We start from the raw sequence: 14,172 nt of genomic DNA on the forward strand, positions 1-14,172 counted from the left end.
GTAAGTGCCACCCTCACGGATGGCACTTACATCTTTAATATTCTGGAACCCCGTAACCCAGGATTTCATAGTAGCCTACAGCATAATGGTTCTCGCGGCAGCTATCGCCAGAGTTTCCTTCGACGGTGTAAACAATGCCGTCCTCAACCCGTTCAACGATTCCGGTATGATCGGATTCGCCGTCCTGCGGGCCGGAACTGTCCTTGTTATCCCAATCGAAGAAGATAATCATACCGGGTGCCGGTTCGATATCGTTATCTGCCCACTGGCCACGATCTTTGAACCAGTTGACGCCGTTAACACAGCCCGCGTATTTGGGAATAACACCAGTCTCGATATACCCGCACTGATCAGCGCACCATGAGACAAAGCAGGCACACCACTCAACACGAGAGCCGAAACCGTACCAGCTCCAGTAAGGCTCGCCACCCACATTGCCAAGCTGAGACAGCGCAACCGCAACAATCTGATCGTCTGTTCCTAAATTCCGTAGAGAACAGATGCCCACATACTACTGTCCTGTGCGAGCAGCTCTGCAACCTGGGCTTTTTGTTCCTCGGTGAAACCGTACTGTTCCATCATTTCTTCTACGGACTTGTGACTTACGGTGATATACAGATAAACTGTTGTCTCTTCGACTTCCTCTTCTATGATGTTGCCTTCTCCATCATCTGTTTCAACTATGACCGTTTCTGTCTTTTCCTCGGTTTCATAAGAAATCTCATTCATATCCCAGAAGATATCCTTCAGAAGCTGTTTCTTTTCATCAGTCATAGACGCCACTTCCTGCGGGTTATCTGGATCGTTGGTGGTCTTTACAGCGTAGATGGAAAGGACCTCCGGCCAGACTGCGCGGGAGCCTGACATTTCAAGTTCGTCGTAGGTGTTGGAGTTCTTGATATCGTCAAGCTTGTTCTGATAGTCCAAGTTGATCTCCTGTACGACCTGCTGCATGGTCTGCGTAGAGCCGGTATCCTCAGAAGAGAAGAAGATTCCAAAACAGGATGCTACGATAAGGCCGATCAAGCAGATAACGATAATCACAACGACCGCCACCCAACCACCGGCGGCAATGGCCGCGATCAGTTCTTTGATGGCTGCCGCAATCGCTTTGATCGCGGCGGCAATCGCTTTCGCTGCCGCCACCGCAGCTTTGTATGCCGCAATCGCAGCCTGTCTCGCCATCTCAGCAGCCTTCTGTGCGGCCTTGGCGGTCGCCTGAGCAGCTTTTTGAGTTGCCTTGGCGGTTTTCTCAGCCGTTTTAATGGCCGCTTTGGAGATCTTCTCCGCTGTCTTAATTGCCTTCTCTGAAGACTTAACCGTGCCTTTTGCACCGGTCTTCACAGTCTTCCTTCCTGCAGAACGGGCGGACTGCTTAATCGTGTGTTCCGTCCGCTCCGCTGTTTTGATGGTCTGGTTTCGCTTTCCGCGTAAAGCGTTCTTCCGAACATCACCACCGGTGGAGGCTGTTTCTCTTATGGTGTTCTGCTGGTAGGCATTCTTCCTCTGCCGAACACTGTTTTGCTTTTGCGATACCGCTTGACGTTTGGATGCGGGCTCACTCTGTATCTGCGAAGGTCCCTGCGGCTCTGAGCTGTGAGTGGTCGATTGACGGGGATGGGACTCGTGAGAAGAAGTATACTCGTAGCGAGCTTGTTCTTCTCTGCGAAAGCGCTCTTCATAGCGCTTGACCCGCTCCTCATTCTTTTCGATCCGCTTCTCCTCACGATGTTTCCGATACGCTTCTTTGCCTTTGTTGACAGTTTTTTTCGTCTCGGCTGACACATCATGACCGAGACGATCTGCAACATCTTCCGCAGCATAACGGATCTTATCCTCCGCATATTCAGACGGCGTGACCTGTCCATCGTCCATCAGATTTTCAAACTGATCCTTTGATCTGACCAGCGCCGTCTTCATACGCTCGGAGGCAACAGCTGCTTTGTCAATTACCTTGATATCCTTCACGCTTTCTCTTGTCTTAATCCTGCTCATAGCTATCGCCTCCTTACTCAAATAGCAGAATCAAACCTTCTTAGCAACTATCACGAATCGACCGTTCGTATAGGTGTACTCACAGGTGGAAAGCGTAATCAGCTTATCTCCGTACTTGGCGTCCACGCCGGTGTCGTATAGCTGACGGGCATGAACCTTCTGCATGAAAGTGTTGAACTGTTCCTCATCCATCGACGTGTACTGGTTGTATCGGAAGGTATCGTTGTTCGTATCAAAGCGGAATACCGCAACAATCTAATACTCTCCAAAGCCGAACAGGGTATCAAACTTGATGGTCGGATGTTCATCGTAGAATTCTTTGCTGGCATAGTTGCAGAGATCGTGGAACATGGTTTCGTTCTTCATGTGATGACCGTAAATGACATAGTTGTTGCTTTCGCCCATCACGCAGGCTTCGTCGATATACGGAACTCCGTAATCGCTGTATTCCTTCTCGAAACTGTGCTTCAGATAGTAGTCAGGGCTATTCGGCGTCCACATGACGGGATAATTGATGTTCGTGCCATCAATGCAGATCCAGCCAACAAAGTCGTTGTTCTTCTCGAAGAGAGCCTTGTATTTCTCGTTGGCAAGATCTGCTTCCGATAATTTGGGCTCATCTACCGTGGTATCATCCGGATCACTCTGATCAACGTCATCCGTGTCGCTGGTATTGACAGGTTCCTTGTCCAGGATGCTCGTGTCAACATCAACGATGAGGTCCTTCAGATCGTCGAATTTCTCGACGCTGTTTTTGGCGTCGCGGTACTGGTGGACAAACACAACGCCAGCGAAAACCGCAATCGCGCAGAGAAGTACAATCGCGGAGATGCCGATAATCTTTTTTACTTTCATTTCAAATTACCTCCATAAAAGATTGAGGACAGGGTTAATCCTGTCCTCTTGCAAATTCGCCCTCGCCGGGGCGCGTGGTCATAAGCTGATAGAGCTTGGTATCATGCGGGAACTGATTGATGAACGGAACGAGAGCCGATCCGTACTTAATCAAACCGCAGCCAGCGTCGGCATTGGTGATATAGCTCATCTGCTCATTGGAAATGTTGAGAAGCCGCGCGAGCTTCTCGCGGTCGGACGCTGCCTGGTTCAGCATGATAACAAACTCAGAGTTTGAGAGCATCGTGCTGGCCTGAACGGAATCAAGCAGGTACTCCACGTTCTGCGTAATCGCAGTCGGATAAGCATTACGCTTACGGAACTGACGCCATGCGGAGTTGAAGAACTGAGCCGAGAACTCATTCTCAAACACCACATGGAACTCGTCGATAAAGACATGGGTGCGCTTGCCTTTCTTCCAGTTCAGTGTCACGCGGTTCAGCATGGTATCGGTGATAACCAGCAGGCCGGTGGGCTTGAGCTGAGAGCCGAGGCCGTGAATGTCGAACACCACAATGCGCTTGTCCAGATCGACATTGCTCTGCTTGCCGAAGATATCCAGCGAACCGGTGGTATAAAGTTCAAGAGACAAAGCGATCTGCTTTGCCTCCGGTTCAGGCTGCTCCCGGAGCATATCACGCAGCGTACAGAGCGTCGGAACAGTTCCGTCCTCTGCGGCATTGCGATAGACATTGGTAATGCAGCGGTCAATGATGGACTTATGCTGAGGGCCAACGCCCTTCTTGTCGATCTGCTCGATCAGCGACATGATGAATTCAGACTTCACCACGATAGGGTTGTTTTCACCGTAGCCGTCAACCATATACATGGCGTTCAGTCTGTCCCTGCCTCCGGCAGAAACCCTGATAACCGATCCGAGATTGCCCATCGCTTCCACCAGTGGCGCATACTCGCCTTCAGGGTCGCAGATGAGAATATCATCATCGGTGTTCAGCATGAGGAAGGTAATCAGCTTTTTGGCAGAAAAGCTCTTGCCTGAGCCCGGAACGCCCAGCAGAAACGCTGACTGGTTCAGGAGGTTTGCCTTGTTGCACATGATGAGATTGTGTGAAATCGCGTTCTCACCGAAATAGATACCACCCTGATCCATGATCTCCTGTACCTTGAACGGCATCAGAACCGCGAGGCTCTCGGTGGTAAGGGTTCTGAACGTGTTGATCTTTCTGACGCCAATCGGAAGAACCGTGTTCAGTCCGTCCGTCTGCTGGAACTTCAGCGTGGCCATCTGGCACATGTGCTTTCTCGCAGTAGAGAGGATTGTCTCGGTGTCCAGGTCGAGCTGCTCCTTGGTATCTGCCGTGATCACCATCGTCACAACGGCAAACATCATGCTCTGGTCTCGGGTCGTCAGATCGTCCAGGAACTCCTTGGACTCCTTGCGCTGGAGCTCCATATCATACGGAACGACGGCACTGAAATTGTTATTCTGATTCTGCTTGCGCTGCCAGTTGGTGATATTGGTTTCAACGCCCAGCAGTCTGTTCTCGACCTCGCGTACCGCTTCATCCGTAGGGATAGGGATCACGTCGATGGACAACATCAGATTCCGGTTCAACTCGGTAAGCTCGGAGAGCATACTGTCCTTGATATAGCTTGCGTAATCTTTGAGGAACAGAACTCTTGCGAACTTTTCTCCGAGCTTGATGTGGTCTGCGCTACGCTCCACGCTATCCGGGCAGATATAATCACGGAAGTCGTGACCCATTCTTGCCTTCTTATTGATGTTCATCTCGAAGGCAGTCTCATCGCCGGGGCGGTAGAAGTCATGAAGGATACGCAGTCTCTGTACCGCATTGAGCGCAACGCACTTGGAACCGAGCCCCGTGAAATGGGTCGTCAGATCCGCACCGACTCTGGCGAAATATGCTCGCGCTTCCTCAATGTCCTTCTTGCTCACGGAGATGGTCACATACTTTTCCTGTGTGATGCCGTTGGCTCCGGTTGCCTTATCCAGGAGCATATTGTTGTACTCCATGCGGTAACCGTCCAGCCCGTCACGCTTCATCGGCATGAGAATGAAGTCCTCAAAATCCGCCTTGTTCAGTCTGTGGTTGTTGATTGTGATCTTCGTGGTTGCGCCGCTATCCAGACTGTTCAGGAGCTCAGAGTAGGTCAGGAACATACTTTCCTTATCCTCTCGGCTTGCCACCATATAGTTGATATCGCTGAACTTGTAGGTCTTGGAAAACTTGTTTCCAACCTTAAAGATACCGTCAGGCCAGATGCACTTGATCGGGATCAAATCCTGCACTTTCTTCGGCACCACGAACTTCTCTTTATCCTGAGACAGGATTGTTTTGATGCTTTTAATCATTGCCTTTGTAGACCTCCTTTTCCTTGGCGTCGATGGTGTCCTTCAACGCCTCGTAGTAGATATTCACCGGCTCAAACTTGATCTGCTTCGGCTCAATCATCTCTGACCGCAGCCACGCCCATACAAATTGCTCTGCCGTCATTCCGTTATAGGAGATAAATCCCATTGCGGCGAAAGGAGCCGCACCGAGGATGCACACCCAGGAAACGGTTTCCGTTCCGACGTGGGGCTTGAGCGCAAAGTACAGCACGATAGCAACACCAACAGCCAGCAAAGAAAAAACGAACTGTCTGAAGGACAGTCCGAAGAACATTGACTCGGTATAGTTCCGAATCTCTCTATTGATTTTTACTTCCATATTCTTTCCTTTCCCGACGGGCAGCTTCCTGAAGCTCCGCCTTGCAGACGCACTCATCTGCAAGGCAGTTCACTTCTCGGTTCTTCCTGCCGCCGTAATAGAGACAATACTTGCAATCTCAGTCCGCCACGGTATAACCCGGCCACTTATTCAAGATTCTCTTTGCCATAACTGCCTCAGATTCCCATCATCTCTTTAACGAGACGGTCAGCCATCTTTACGGCACCGACGAGGATCAGCATATTGAAGATCAACTCACCGATATAGCTCCAGACCATTGACGCTGCGGTTGCACTCGCGTCCACAACAGGCGGGCTTGACGCAAAGACAGAGAAGATGATACAGGCAAGAACAATGATTGCTCCCTCCATACATACCGAGGCATAGCTTTTCAGAAAGCTCTTGCCGATGTTCTGGGTGGGTTCACCGGCAAAGGTGGAAAGCGGGACTGGCGCGATTGCCGTGTACATATACATCTTGAAGAACCGTCCATAGACGCTCAGGATCATCACAAATGAGAGTACCCAAACGAACAGTCCTCCGATAAGCGTTACCGCCCAGAGAGGAATGGACTCAAAGAACCCGCAATCCTCGACTGCATCCACAATCTCCTGTGGCAGGATCGTCGCCTGTGGAGTGCCAAAACCGGCAGAGTTCATAATCGTGCTTACAACGCCTTGTATGATTTCAAGGATCGCCAGCATGAGTTCCATGCCATACGAGATCAGTCCTTTGGCGATAGCGAAACGGACGAACAGTTTTACAGCGTGTTCAGGCTTTTTCAGGTCAGCGAACGATCCACAGGTCTTTACAACGCCCACCACAAAAAACAGCACCAACAGTGCGTATCCGATGGCTTGCAAGGCTCCGTGGATACTGGTAATGACTGACCAAATAGAGCCACCTTTGAATGTCTGCGGTGACTGTGTGATCAGTTGCCAGATCTCAGACAACTTATCGTTCCATACCTCAAGGGCATTTTCGAGATTTTGTACAATCCAGTTATCCGACATTCGTTACACCTCCAATCCGGGGCGGTCATTGCTGACCGCCCCTTTTTCGGGAAACCGGATCAGCCCACGATCAGGTTGAGGATTTCCTTTGCGAAGGTGATAATGACGCCACCCGCCAGAGTCAGGAAGCCGTTGGAACGCTGGCTCGGATCGTGGCTCTGGAAGCTGAGGCCGACCTGCACAATACCCCAACCGAGAAGGATGAGGCCAACCGCGCGGATCAGGCCAAAGATGAAATCGGACAGGTTGTTGACAACCGTGATCGGGTCACCGGCTGCGAAGGCAGTAACGCTCATGCCCATAACCAGGGCAAGAGACAGGACCGCCGCAGCATAGAAGCGGAAGCCCTTCTTTACCTTGCTGGGAATCTCCGGCTTCTGAGTGTTGTTCTTACGATTGATGTTTTTCATGTTTTTCATGTTTTTCTTTCTCCTTTTTTTCAAATTTTTCTTGGAGCTCTTCTTCGGAGTAGAGCTCAAACTCGTGTAGCTGCGGTTCAAACTTCTGCGCCTTTTCGACTTCCATCGGATCAAACACAAAGGACATTGCCGCAATGCTTCTGGTGTCTTCACCGTGCGTATACGCTGGTGCTCCGCCATCGGTGGTTTCCCGCACATTGGGATGATGAAGAATGTCATACTTAAAATCCTGTACGGGGCGCTCACCGCGTATAAAAAGAAGCGCGTACTGATTGTCCAGCATACGCACTTCGTCAGGTGTCATAAGCTCACGCCCTGTGAGCTGGTAGTTGGTAGAGTAGCTTCCGTTTCTCCCGCGAGATCGACCGTAAGTGTTCGTGTCGATGGTCTCCTTGCCAAACAGCTTGGAGACATATTCGTGGGTAGACTGCTCGTTACCGCCGAGATAAAGGAACCTCGATACAGGATTTCAGAACGTACTCACGGCTCATAACATTGAACAAGCCCGTTTCCATGCCGGACAGTTCGATATTAGAAGGAAGCAAATCAACGCCTTCATTGTGAGCGATGATCGCGTTGCCGGGAGGCTCTTCATCTTCTATGACCGATTGCATGAGCGTAGATAGCGACACATCCAACTCGTCTGGGCTCTTCACACCGAGACTCACCGTGAGGCTCCCTTGCGGGTCAGCGTCAATCAGCAAAACCTTATTACCGGTGTTTGCAAGGCCCACGCCGAGATTAACTGTAGTAGTCGTTTTGCCTACGCCGCCTTTCTGGTTCGTGATAGCGATAACTTTATAGTTTTCCATGCGTTTTCCTCCTTTCTTGGAATTCACGACCCATTAAGCTAAGCTCTGGATCATGTAAAAGCGCAGTATTTGTTCTCAACGCCCTCTGCGCTACAGGAAGTCATCAGGCGACCATGTGCTTCATGGTCTCATAGGAGTCTCACCTCTGCCGGGTTCTCCGCCAGCCCCATAGGGAAATATCATTATCCTCAGACTTGTCATCGCCATGTCGGTAGCAATCCAACATTTACAGCACTGGATTATCGCAGGAGCGTACATGCTGCTCGGCTCATCACTCTGATTAACGTACCTGATGACCTGTATATTCAATTTTCAAAGTTCAGCGAAGCGGCTTTTCCTTTATCGAGAAAAGTCCCTTCACTAGCTAGTAAGTTCAGGGGGGTGTTTTTGGGGGTATCTCTAAAAAATTTTTTCAGAAAACAAAAAAGCCCCACAAGAATCTCTTCTATGATTCCTGTTGGGCCATACCGATCGCGTTTATTCTCTTTTCCCATGTCGCCAGCGGAAATAGTTCCGTCGAATTGTCACAACGTCCTTTTCAGGCTCTGCCTCAATGTATATATTAGATCGCTTAAATGTGGTGAGGACTGCATTAAGCATATCTATTAAGGAGTCTCCTCTTAAAATAAAGTGTCTGTCATTAGGTATGTCCTCTTCTGTTATTGTGTATAAGTCGATTCCTTGCTTCTTGCACTGTAATCGCTTGATTCCGTATTCTTCTATTCCGATCTTGGAATTACGGATTCCTCCAGTATCTATAGCAATTCCGACGGATGGAATGTATGTATCCAGGTGAATGCCAATGGCCGTTTCATCATTCAGCTTTACTTTTAACCCATATTTCCCAGCATAATACAGGACAGCCAACTGCGGCAGTACGGACTTAAATCCTTTTTCGCATTCAAGGCAGCCTTCTCCGTTCACGGTCCTATTATATATAAAGGCGTTGCATGAATGACCGCAAGAGCCTTTCCAACAAGCTCTTTTCATTGCATATCTGGAAACAGTAGCGGGACTTCCTTCATTCTTTGTATAATCCCACTCCCTTGCAATGTCCGGATCTGTAGTGGCAAGGTCATTGATACCCTGTTTTACTTTACGATTTGCGCAGACAGGGCAAGGGCCTCCATGCACACGGGTATGGACAACGGACTGCCATTCATAACCGCAGGTACTGCATTTCCACCAAATATTCTGCCGAGACTTCTCGTTTATATCTTCTGGGAGAAGAGGAAGGTTTCTTTCTGACCATTCCTCAGCAAGAGCAGGCTGCTTTGTTTTCAGATCATTAAATCCCTTCAACAGCTTGATCCCGCTACAGAATGGGCACTTGCTTCCTCCCGCACGGGTGGATATAAGCGTCTCCCACTCATGGCCTTTCTCACACAGCCACCATACCATTCTGTTCGCTCCCGCTGGAGCTTGGTCCGGTGTCCATGGAAGATTTCTTGGTGACCATTCCTTTCCCAGTTCTGGATGAAGCGTAGCAAGGTCGTTAAACCCCGGCATGATTTTATTATTGGAGCAATACGGGCAGCCTGTCCCTTTGACTCTTGCGCGTATTTCTGCAGTCCATTCATGATCGCACTTGCCTTTCCATTTTACCTTTCGATGAGATGCGGCATTTACATTGTTGGGTTTTAGCGGCTCATTTTCCGAAGACCATTCATCGACCAACTCCGGCTTAATGGATGCAAGATCATTAAAACCTTCCAGTACCCTCATCCCAGCACAATAGGGGCAACCTTCTCCGGAATGTCTGCTTTTAGGACTTGCAAGCCATTCATGTCCACACTTGCCGATCCACCAGTATTTCTTGTTTGATCCGTATGTAATATCTGAAACCGTCAGCGGCAGATTTCGTTCCGAAAACTCAGAGGCAAGTTCCGGATGCATTTCAGCAAAGCTCATTCCCATTCGCATCACCTCCTCCACTTATAGTGTAATCAAAACGCAGAGGAAATTGAAATGTGTGGGGTCTAAATCCGGAACGGCAAAAAAATAAGAGCCCCGAGTTGAATCGGAGCTCTTAGTAAAAATGTGCGAATTCCAGTGACTTATGGCGACTTGCAGCCACTTTGGTGTACTTATGGTGTTTTTGTGTGAATTTCGGCTAAAAAGCGGCAATGTAGGACATACCGTTTTTCCGGCAAAAGAGAACATGCCATGGTGTACTTATTAGTACAGCTTCGCGCCTGCCGGAATGCTCGGGTCTACCATCAGCAGATGAAGCTTTTCTTCTTCGCCTTCTTTGTGAACGGCACTAATCAGCATACCGCAGGAATCGATGCCCATCATTTTTCTTGGAGGCAGATTCGTGATGGCGATGCAGGTCTTGCCGACCAGCTCTTCCGGCTCATAATAGGCGTGAATTCCGCTTAAGATGGTGCGATCTGTGCCGGTTCCGTCGTCCAAAGTGAACTGAAGGAGCTTCTTGCTCTTGGGAACGGCAACGCAGTCCTTGACCTTCACGGCACGGAAATCGGACTTGGAGAAGGTCTCAAAATCGACGAGATCCTCAAACAGCGGCTTGATCACGAGGCTTGCAAAGTCAGGCTTTTTCGCATCAAAGATCGGCATGGAAGGATCGTTCGCATTCACCGCCGGAGCCTCTTCAGACGCCGTCTCTACTGTTGCAGCCTCCTCGGATTTCTGTACCCCATTCTTGTCCTTTGGTGTATCTAAGGGCTTCATTGTTGGGAAAAGCAGAACGTCGCGAATCGAGGTCTGATTGGTCAAAAACATAACAATGCGGTCTACGCCAAGACCCATGCCACCTGTCGGCGGCAGGCCCACTTCCAAAGCATGTAGGAAATCTTCGTCCATCATGCCGGCCTCTTCATCGCCAGCTTCACGCAACGCCACCTGATGCTCAAAACGACCGCGCTGATCCTGTGCATCGTTCAGCTCCGAAAAGGCATTGCCGATTTCGCTGCCCAATACGAAAGCTTCAAAACGTTCGGTCATATCCGGTTTCGACGGCATACGCTTGGCCAATGGGCTGATTTCCACAGGATATTCATAGATAAAGGTCGGCTGCTCCAGATTTTCTTCGACATATTCATCAAAGAAATGTTCCAGCACCTTGCCTTTTCCATCTGTCGGCTTCGTTTCAATGCCATGTTCTTTGGCTACGGCTTTCGCCTCTTCATCGGTTTGAATTTGATCAAAATCCACCTTGGCATATTGGCGTACCGCTTCCGTCATGGTCATGCGCTTCCATGGCGGACGGAAATCCAGTTCATGACCCTGATAATTCACGACCGCGCTTCCACAGGCTTCTTCGGCAACCGTCGAAATCATGTTCTCGCACAAATGCATCATGCCCTCATAGTCCGTATAGGCTTTGTACATCTCGATAGCGGTATATTCAGGATTATGCTTCGTATCCATGCCTTCATTACGGAACATACGTCCCATTTCATAGACGCCGTCAAAGCCACCGACGATTAAGCGTTTCAGATAGAGCTCATTCGCAATGCGCAGATACATATCAATATCCAACGTATTATGATGCGTCACAAAAGGACGTGCGTTTGCACCGCCGGCGATAGTGTTTAATACCGGCGTTTCCACCGCTAAATAGCCTTCATTATCCAAATAGCGACGAATCCCCGATAAAATCTTCGTTCGTTTGATAAAGACATCTTTGACTTCCGGATTCACAATCAGATCCACATAGCGCTGGCGATAGCGTAAATCCTGATCCTTTAGACCGTGAAATTTTTCAGGTAATTGTGCCAATGCCTTCGTCAACAGCGTTATCTTCTCGGCAGAGACAGAGATTTCACCGCGTTCGGAGCGCAAGATGGAGCCTTCCACGCCCACGATGTCGCCCAAGTCCAAATCCTTCACGACAGAAAAATTTGCATCACCCATGATATTGGCGCGGCAAATCAATTGAATTTTTCCAGTGGCATCCTGACAATCGATAAAGCTCATTTTGCCATGGCCACGTTTTGCCATGACACGTCCTGCCATGCTTACCTTTTTACCGTCCCAATCCTCAAATGCTGCGTGCACATCTGCGGCATGCGCCGTTACATCATATTTCGTAATAGTGTGCGGATCCTTACCGGCTTTACGCAACGCATCCAGCTTGTCGCGGCGAATTTGCAGCATTTCGTTATCCGATCCCTGCTTCGTCATTTGTCCTCCCTTATCGTACAATTTCCAGGACTTTGTATTTTACAGCGCTTCCCGGTGTTTCTACCGTCAGTTCGTCCCCTACTCTTGCGCCCAAGAGTAAACTGCCCAATGGCGATTCATTCGAAATTTTATTTTTTTTCGGATTGGCCTCTACGGTACCGACGATCGTAAACGTCATCTCCTCATTAAATTCCACATCCAGTACCTTAACCGTAGAACCCAAGTGCACCTTATCTTCCTCACCGGAAGCATCATTTTTAATGACCTGTGCATTCTTTAATTGTTGTTCAATCACCACAATGCGTTCTTCCAGCTGGCGCTGTTCATCTTTTGCCGCATCATATTCTGCATTTTCGGACAAATCTCCAAAAGCACGTGCGACTTTTAAATGTTCCGACACTTCCGCGCGGCGCGTGGATTTTAAATAATCCAGTTCTTCCTGAAGTTTGATGTAACCTTCCTGTGTTAAAATCGTTTGATCCGTCATGCTCATGCTCACTTCCTTATAAAAATAAAGCAGGTGAAAACCTGCCTTTGCTTATTATATCATCTGCCTGAAACAAGTCAAAATAAGCATCCTATAAAAAGAGCAAAGCGCACAAAAAAGCGATGAGTCCTATGCTAAAAAAAGAGAGGCTAGGAATGAACCCTTGGTGATCAAAGAAATAGTGACGATTAGTAAACATCTTAATGCCCCAATGGAGCAGAAGGAAAAAATCCATAACTACAATAGCAATGCCGGCAATGTGATGCAAAAAAAGGCCGTGAAAAATCCAAAGAGAAGAAAAGATCACGACGGGCGGTCCCAAAATATAATTCTTTTTTGCCGTGGCGTTCACCTGTCGCGCAAAAGGCGAAATACCGGTGAACCAAAAGTAGGCATAGCTTATCAAAATAAAGCCGATCGCGGCTGCCGGAAAGCTTTCAAGGGTCTTCGTTTGTAGAGGGGCAAATAAGAACAAATAAAACGTTGACTGTTGCAAAAAGGTCAAAGAGGCGGTCAGATATACAGTATTCGCCAACACATGGGCACGCGTTAACAAATAATTAAACCCATTTTCCTCTTCCATGTCCGGAACGGATACGGTCACATCAGTACGTTTTTCTTCGTAGTAATACATCAAAAGCACGATGAAGAGCGCGACGAGAAATGACAAATAGGCGGCCATGGGATCGTTTCGTTGGAGAATCATAGCCTTCAATCCCGGGACAGTGTCCAAAATAAGGCGCATGAAAATAACAATGCCCGCTCCCAGTCCATTGCAAATAAGGCCATATAAAATATGACGAGAGGAAAGATTAAAGCGACCACCGATCATACTTCGGCACTCCGGATCACCATATTTTACTGTCAAATAGAAACGACGCGGAGACAATTTCAGATCATGCGAAAAAAGATAATGCAAGATAGCAAGCGGCGTATCGATCAAGATGCCGCAGAGTTGTGGCAGTGCGGCTAAGACAAGAACCACGACGCTAAAGGATGACATTGATGCTGCAAGCGAAGCATGATAAAGAGACTGAAACAGAGGATGCCCGGAATGATTAAACACAAAAAGAACGGGTAGGCAAATCAGTAAGATAAAGAGAACCAGCCAATTTATACGCAAAAAGTCAGCCGGCCCCGTCACGCGTTTGGGAACCGCTTCGTGCTCGGACACTTTGTAGGATTCCGCGGTCGACCGATGCGCATCGAACCGCGTTTCCCGTTGCAGCGTCTGCATTTCAGGTAGCCGCAATTGATAGCCCATATTGCCGTCCACTCTGGATTTGTGAATGAACACGTCAAATAATGCGGAGACCTCTTTTTTATCCAGTTCCCTCGGCAAGGATCTGGCAAATGCCGATTTGATGGATGAAATCATTTTGGGCAGATCGATGCTGTTGAGATCGGCTTCCATATTCATCTTCGATCCCGTGATGTACCGGTCGCAATGCTTGGCAAGAAAATACAATACTTGAATTTTTTGATATTCCAGGTGCACAGGCGGACAGGAGCGGTAACGCAAAGTCTGATGGACAAAATCGAGCGTGAGCCCTTCGAGCGGCCCCTCCATCCATTGCAGTTGCTGATATTCGGGATTTAACTCTGCTTCTTGCGGTCTCATAGTTTCCCTCATTGCTAAAGGTCCAGCACATCATCTTTTTTCCATTATAGCGCTTAATGCCCACGCTTACCGATGAGGAACAATGCTTC

The 14,172-nt window shown here is 48.8% G+C and carries 12 protein-coding genes and 3 pseudogenes; all 15 read right to left on the reverse strand.

All coding sequences use genetic code 11. The features are described from left to right. Nucleotides 1-34: 34 nt before the first annotated feature. Nucleotides 35-481 (reverse strand): annotated as a pseudogene (locus BN98_RS08685) (CHAP domain-containing protein); the annotation flags it as partial. Continuing rightward, nucleotides 481-1,995, reverse strand: a complete 1,515-nt coding sequence (locus tag BN98_RS08455) for a CHAP domain-containing protein (RefSeq protein ID WP_338045853.1) — start codon at nt 1,993-1,995, stop codon at nt 481-483. The gene BN98_RS08455 and the pseudogene BN98_RS08685, both read right to left, overlap by 1 nt. A 30-nt stretch (nt 1,996-2,025) precedes the next feature. Beyond that, nucleotides 2,026-2,160: a sortase family protein gene (locus BN98_RS08565; protein ID WP_019189861.1), complete on the reverse strand. Its 135-nt coding sequence runs from the start codon at nt 2,158-2,160 to the stop codon at nt 2,026-2,028. A gap of 90 nt (nt 2,161-2,250) precedes the next feature. After that, on the reverse strand, nt 2,251-2,850 hold the full coding sequence (locus BN98_RS02725; RefSeq protein WP_019189860.1) for a class B sortase: 600 nt from the start codon (nt 2,848-2,850) through the stop codon (nt 2,251-2,253). A gap of 34 nt (nt 2,851-2,884) precedes the next feature. Continuing rightward, entirely contained in the window at nt 2,885-5,224 is a 2,340-nt protein-coding gene (locus tag BN98_RS02730) for a VirB4-like conjugal transfer ATPase, CD1110 family (protein WP_019189859.1), read from the reverse strand. Further along, nucleotides 5,217-5,582, reverse strand: coding sequence for a PrgI family protein (locus tag BN98_RS02735; protein WP_040942515.1), 366 nt, complete (start codon nt 5,580-5,582; stop codon nt 5,217-5,219). Before BN98_RS02735 ends, BN98_RS02730 begins: the two co-directional genes overlap by 8 nt. Before the next feature lie 176 nt (nt 5,583-5,758). Then, nucleotides 5,759-6,595: a VirB6/TrbL-like conjugal transfer protein, CD1112 family gene (locus BN98_RS02740; RefSeq protein ID WP_019189857.1), complete on the reverse strand. Its 837-nt coding sequence runs from the start codon at nt 6,593-6,595 to the stop codon at nt 5,759-5,761. 59 nt (nt 6,596-6,654) lie between these two features. Then, complete coding sequence (locus BN98_RS02745; RefSeq protein ID WP_019189856.1) at nt 6,655-7,014, reverse strand: hypothetical protein; 360 nt, start codon at nt 7,012-7,014, stop codon at nt 6,655-6,657. Then, nucleotides 6,986-7,468 (reverse strand): annotated as a pseudogene (locus tag BN98_RS08765) (type IV secretory system conjugative DNA transfer family protein); the annotation flags it as partial. The pseudogene BN98_RS08765 and the gene BN98_RS02745, both read right to left, overlap by 29 nt. A gap of 4 nt (nt 7,469-7,472) precedes the next feature. After that, nucleotides 7,473-7,826: pseudogene (locus BN98_RS02755) on the reverse strand (ParA family protein); the annotation flags it as partial. A 305-nt stretch (nt 7,827-8,131) separates the two neighbouring features. Further along, entirely contained in the window at nt 8,132-8,320 is a 189-nt protein-coding gene (locus BN98_RS02760; protein WP_019189853.1) for a hypothetical protein, read from the reverse strand. Continuing rightward, entirely contained in the window at nt 8,304-9,743 is a 1,440-nt protein-coding gene (locus BN98_RS02765) for a zinc-ribbon domain-containing protein (RefSeq protein ID WP_019189852.1), read from the reverse strand. The genes BN98_RS02760 and BN98_RS02765 overlap by 17 nt, the downstream gene beginning before the upstream one ends. Nucleotides 9,744-10,004: 261 nt before the next feature. Then, the gene (gene lysS, locus BN98_RS02770) at nt 10,005-11,975 is read right to left on the reverse strand and encodes a lysine--tRNA ligase (protein ID WP_019189851.1); all 1,971 of its coding nucleotides are present in this window, start codon (nt 11,973-11,975) and stop codon (nt 10,005-10,007) included. Between the two features lie 10 nt (nt 11,976-11,985). Next, nucleotides 11,986-12,468 (reverse strand): transcription elongation factor GreA, encoded by a 483-nt coding sequence (greA, locus tag BN98_RS02775; protein WP_019189850.1) that lies wholly within the window; start codon nt 12,466-12,468, stop codon nt 11,986-11,988. An 85-nt stretch (nt 12,469-12,553) separates the two neighbouring features. Next, complete coding sequence (locus BN98_RS02780; protein ID WP_019189849.1) at nt 12,554-14,083, reverse strand: hypothetical protein; 1,530 nt, start codon at nt 14,081-14,083, stop codon at nt 12,554-12,556. Nucleotides 14,084-14,172 lie beyond the last annotated feature (89 nt).

This window comes from Levyella massiliensis (genome assembly GCF_000308275.2).
In the GTDB taxonomy this organism is placed as follows: domain Bacteria; phylum Bacillota; class Clostridia; order Tissierellales; family Peptoniphilaceae; genus Murdochiella; species Murdochiella massiliensis_A.

Bases quoted from the DNA above. Each gene is read 5' to 3' on its own strand.
- BN98_RS02760 (WP_019189853.1), bottom strand. From the start codon at position 8,320: ATGGGAAAAGAGAATAAACGCGATCGGTATGGCCCAACAGGAATCATA.
- greA (WP_019189850.1), bottom strand. From the start codon at position 12,468: ATGAGCATGACGGATCAAACGATTTTAACACAGGAAGGTTACATCAAA.
- BN98_RS02740 (WP_019189857.1), bottom strand. From the start codon at position 6,595: ATGTCGGATAACTGGATTGTACAAAATCTCGAAAATGCCCTTGAGGTA.
- BN98_RS02745 (WP_019189856.1), bottom strand. From the start codon at position 7,014: ATGAAAAACATGAAAAACATCAATCGTAAGAACAACACTCAGAAGCCG.
- BN98_RS02765 (WP_019189852.1), bottom strand. From the start codon at position 9,743: ATGGGAATGAGCTTTGCTGAAATGCATCCGGAACTTGCCTCTGAGTTT.
- BN98_RS02735 (WP_040942515.1), bottom strand. From the start codon at position 5,582: ATGGAAGTAAAAATCAATAGAGAGATTCGGAACTATACCGAGTCAATG.
- BN98_RS08455 (WP_338045853.1), bottom strand. From the start codon at position 1,995: ATGAGCAGGATTAAGACAAGAGAAAGCGTGAAGGATATCAAGGTAATT.
- BN98_RS08565 (WP_019189861.1), bottom strand. From the start codon at position 2,160: ATGCAGAAGGTTCATGCCCGTCAGCTATACGACACCGGCGTGGACGCC.
- BN98_RS02725 (WP_019189860.1), bottom strand. From the start codon at position 2,850: ATGAAAGTAAAAAAGATTATCGGCATCTCCGCGATTGTACTTCTCTGC.
- BN98_RS02730 (WP_019189859.1), bottom strand. From the start codon at position 5,224: ATGATTAAAAGCATCAAAACAATCCTGTCTCAGGATAAAGAGAAGTTC.
- lysS (WP_019189851.1), bottom strand. From the start codon at position 11,975: ATGACGAAGCAGGGATCGGATAACGAAATGCTGCAAATTCGCCGCGAC.
- BN98_RS02780 (WP_019189849.1), bottom strand. From the start codon at position 14,083: ATGAGACCGCAAGAAGCAGAGTTAAATCCCGAATATCAGCAACTGCAA.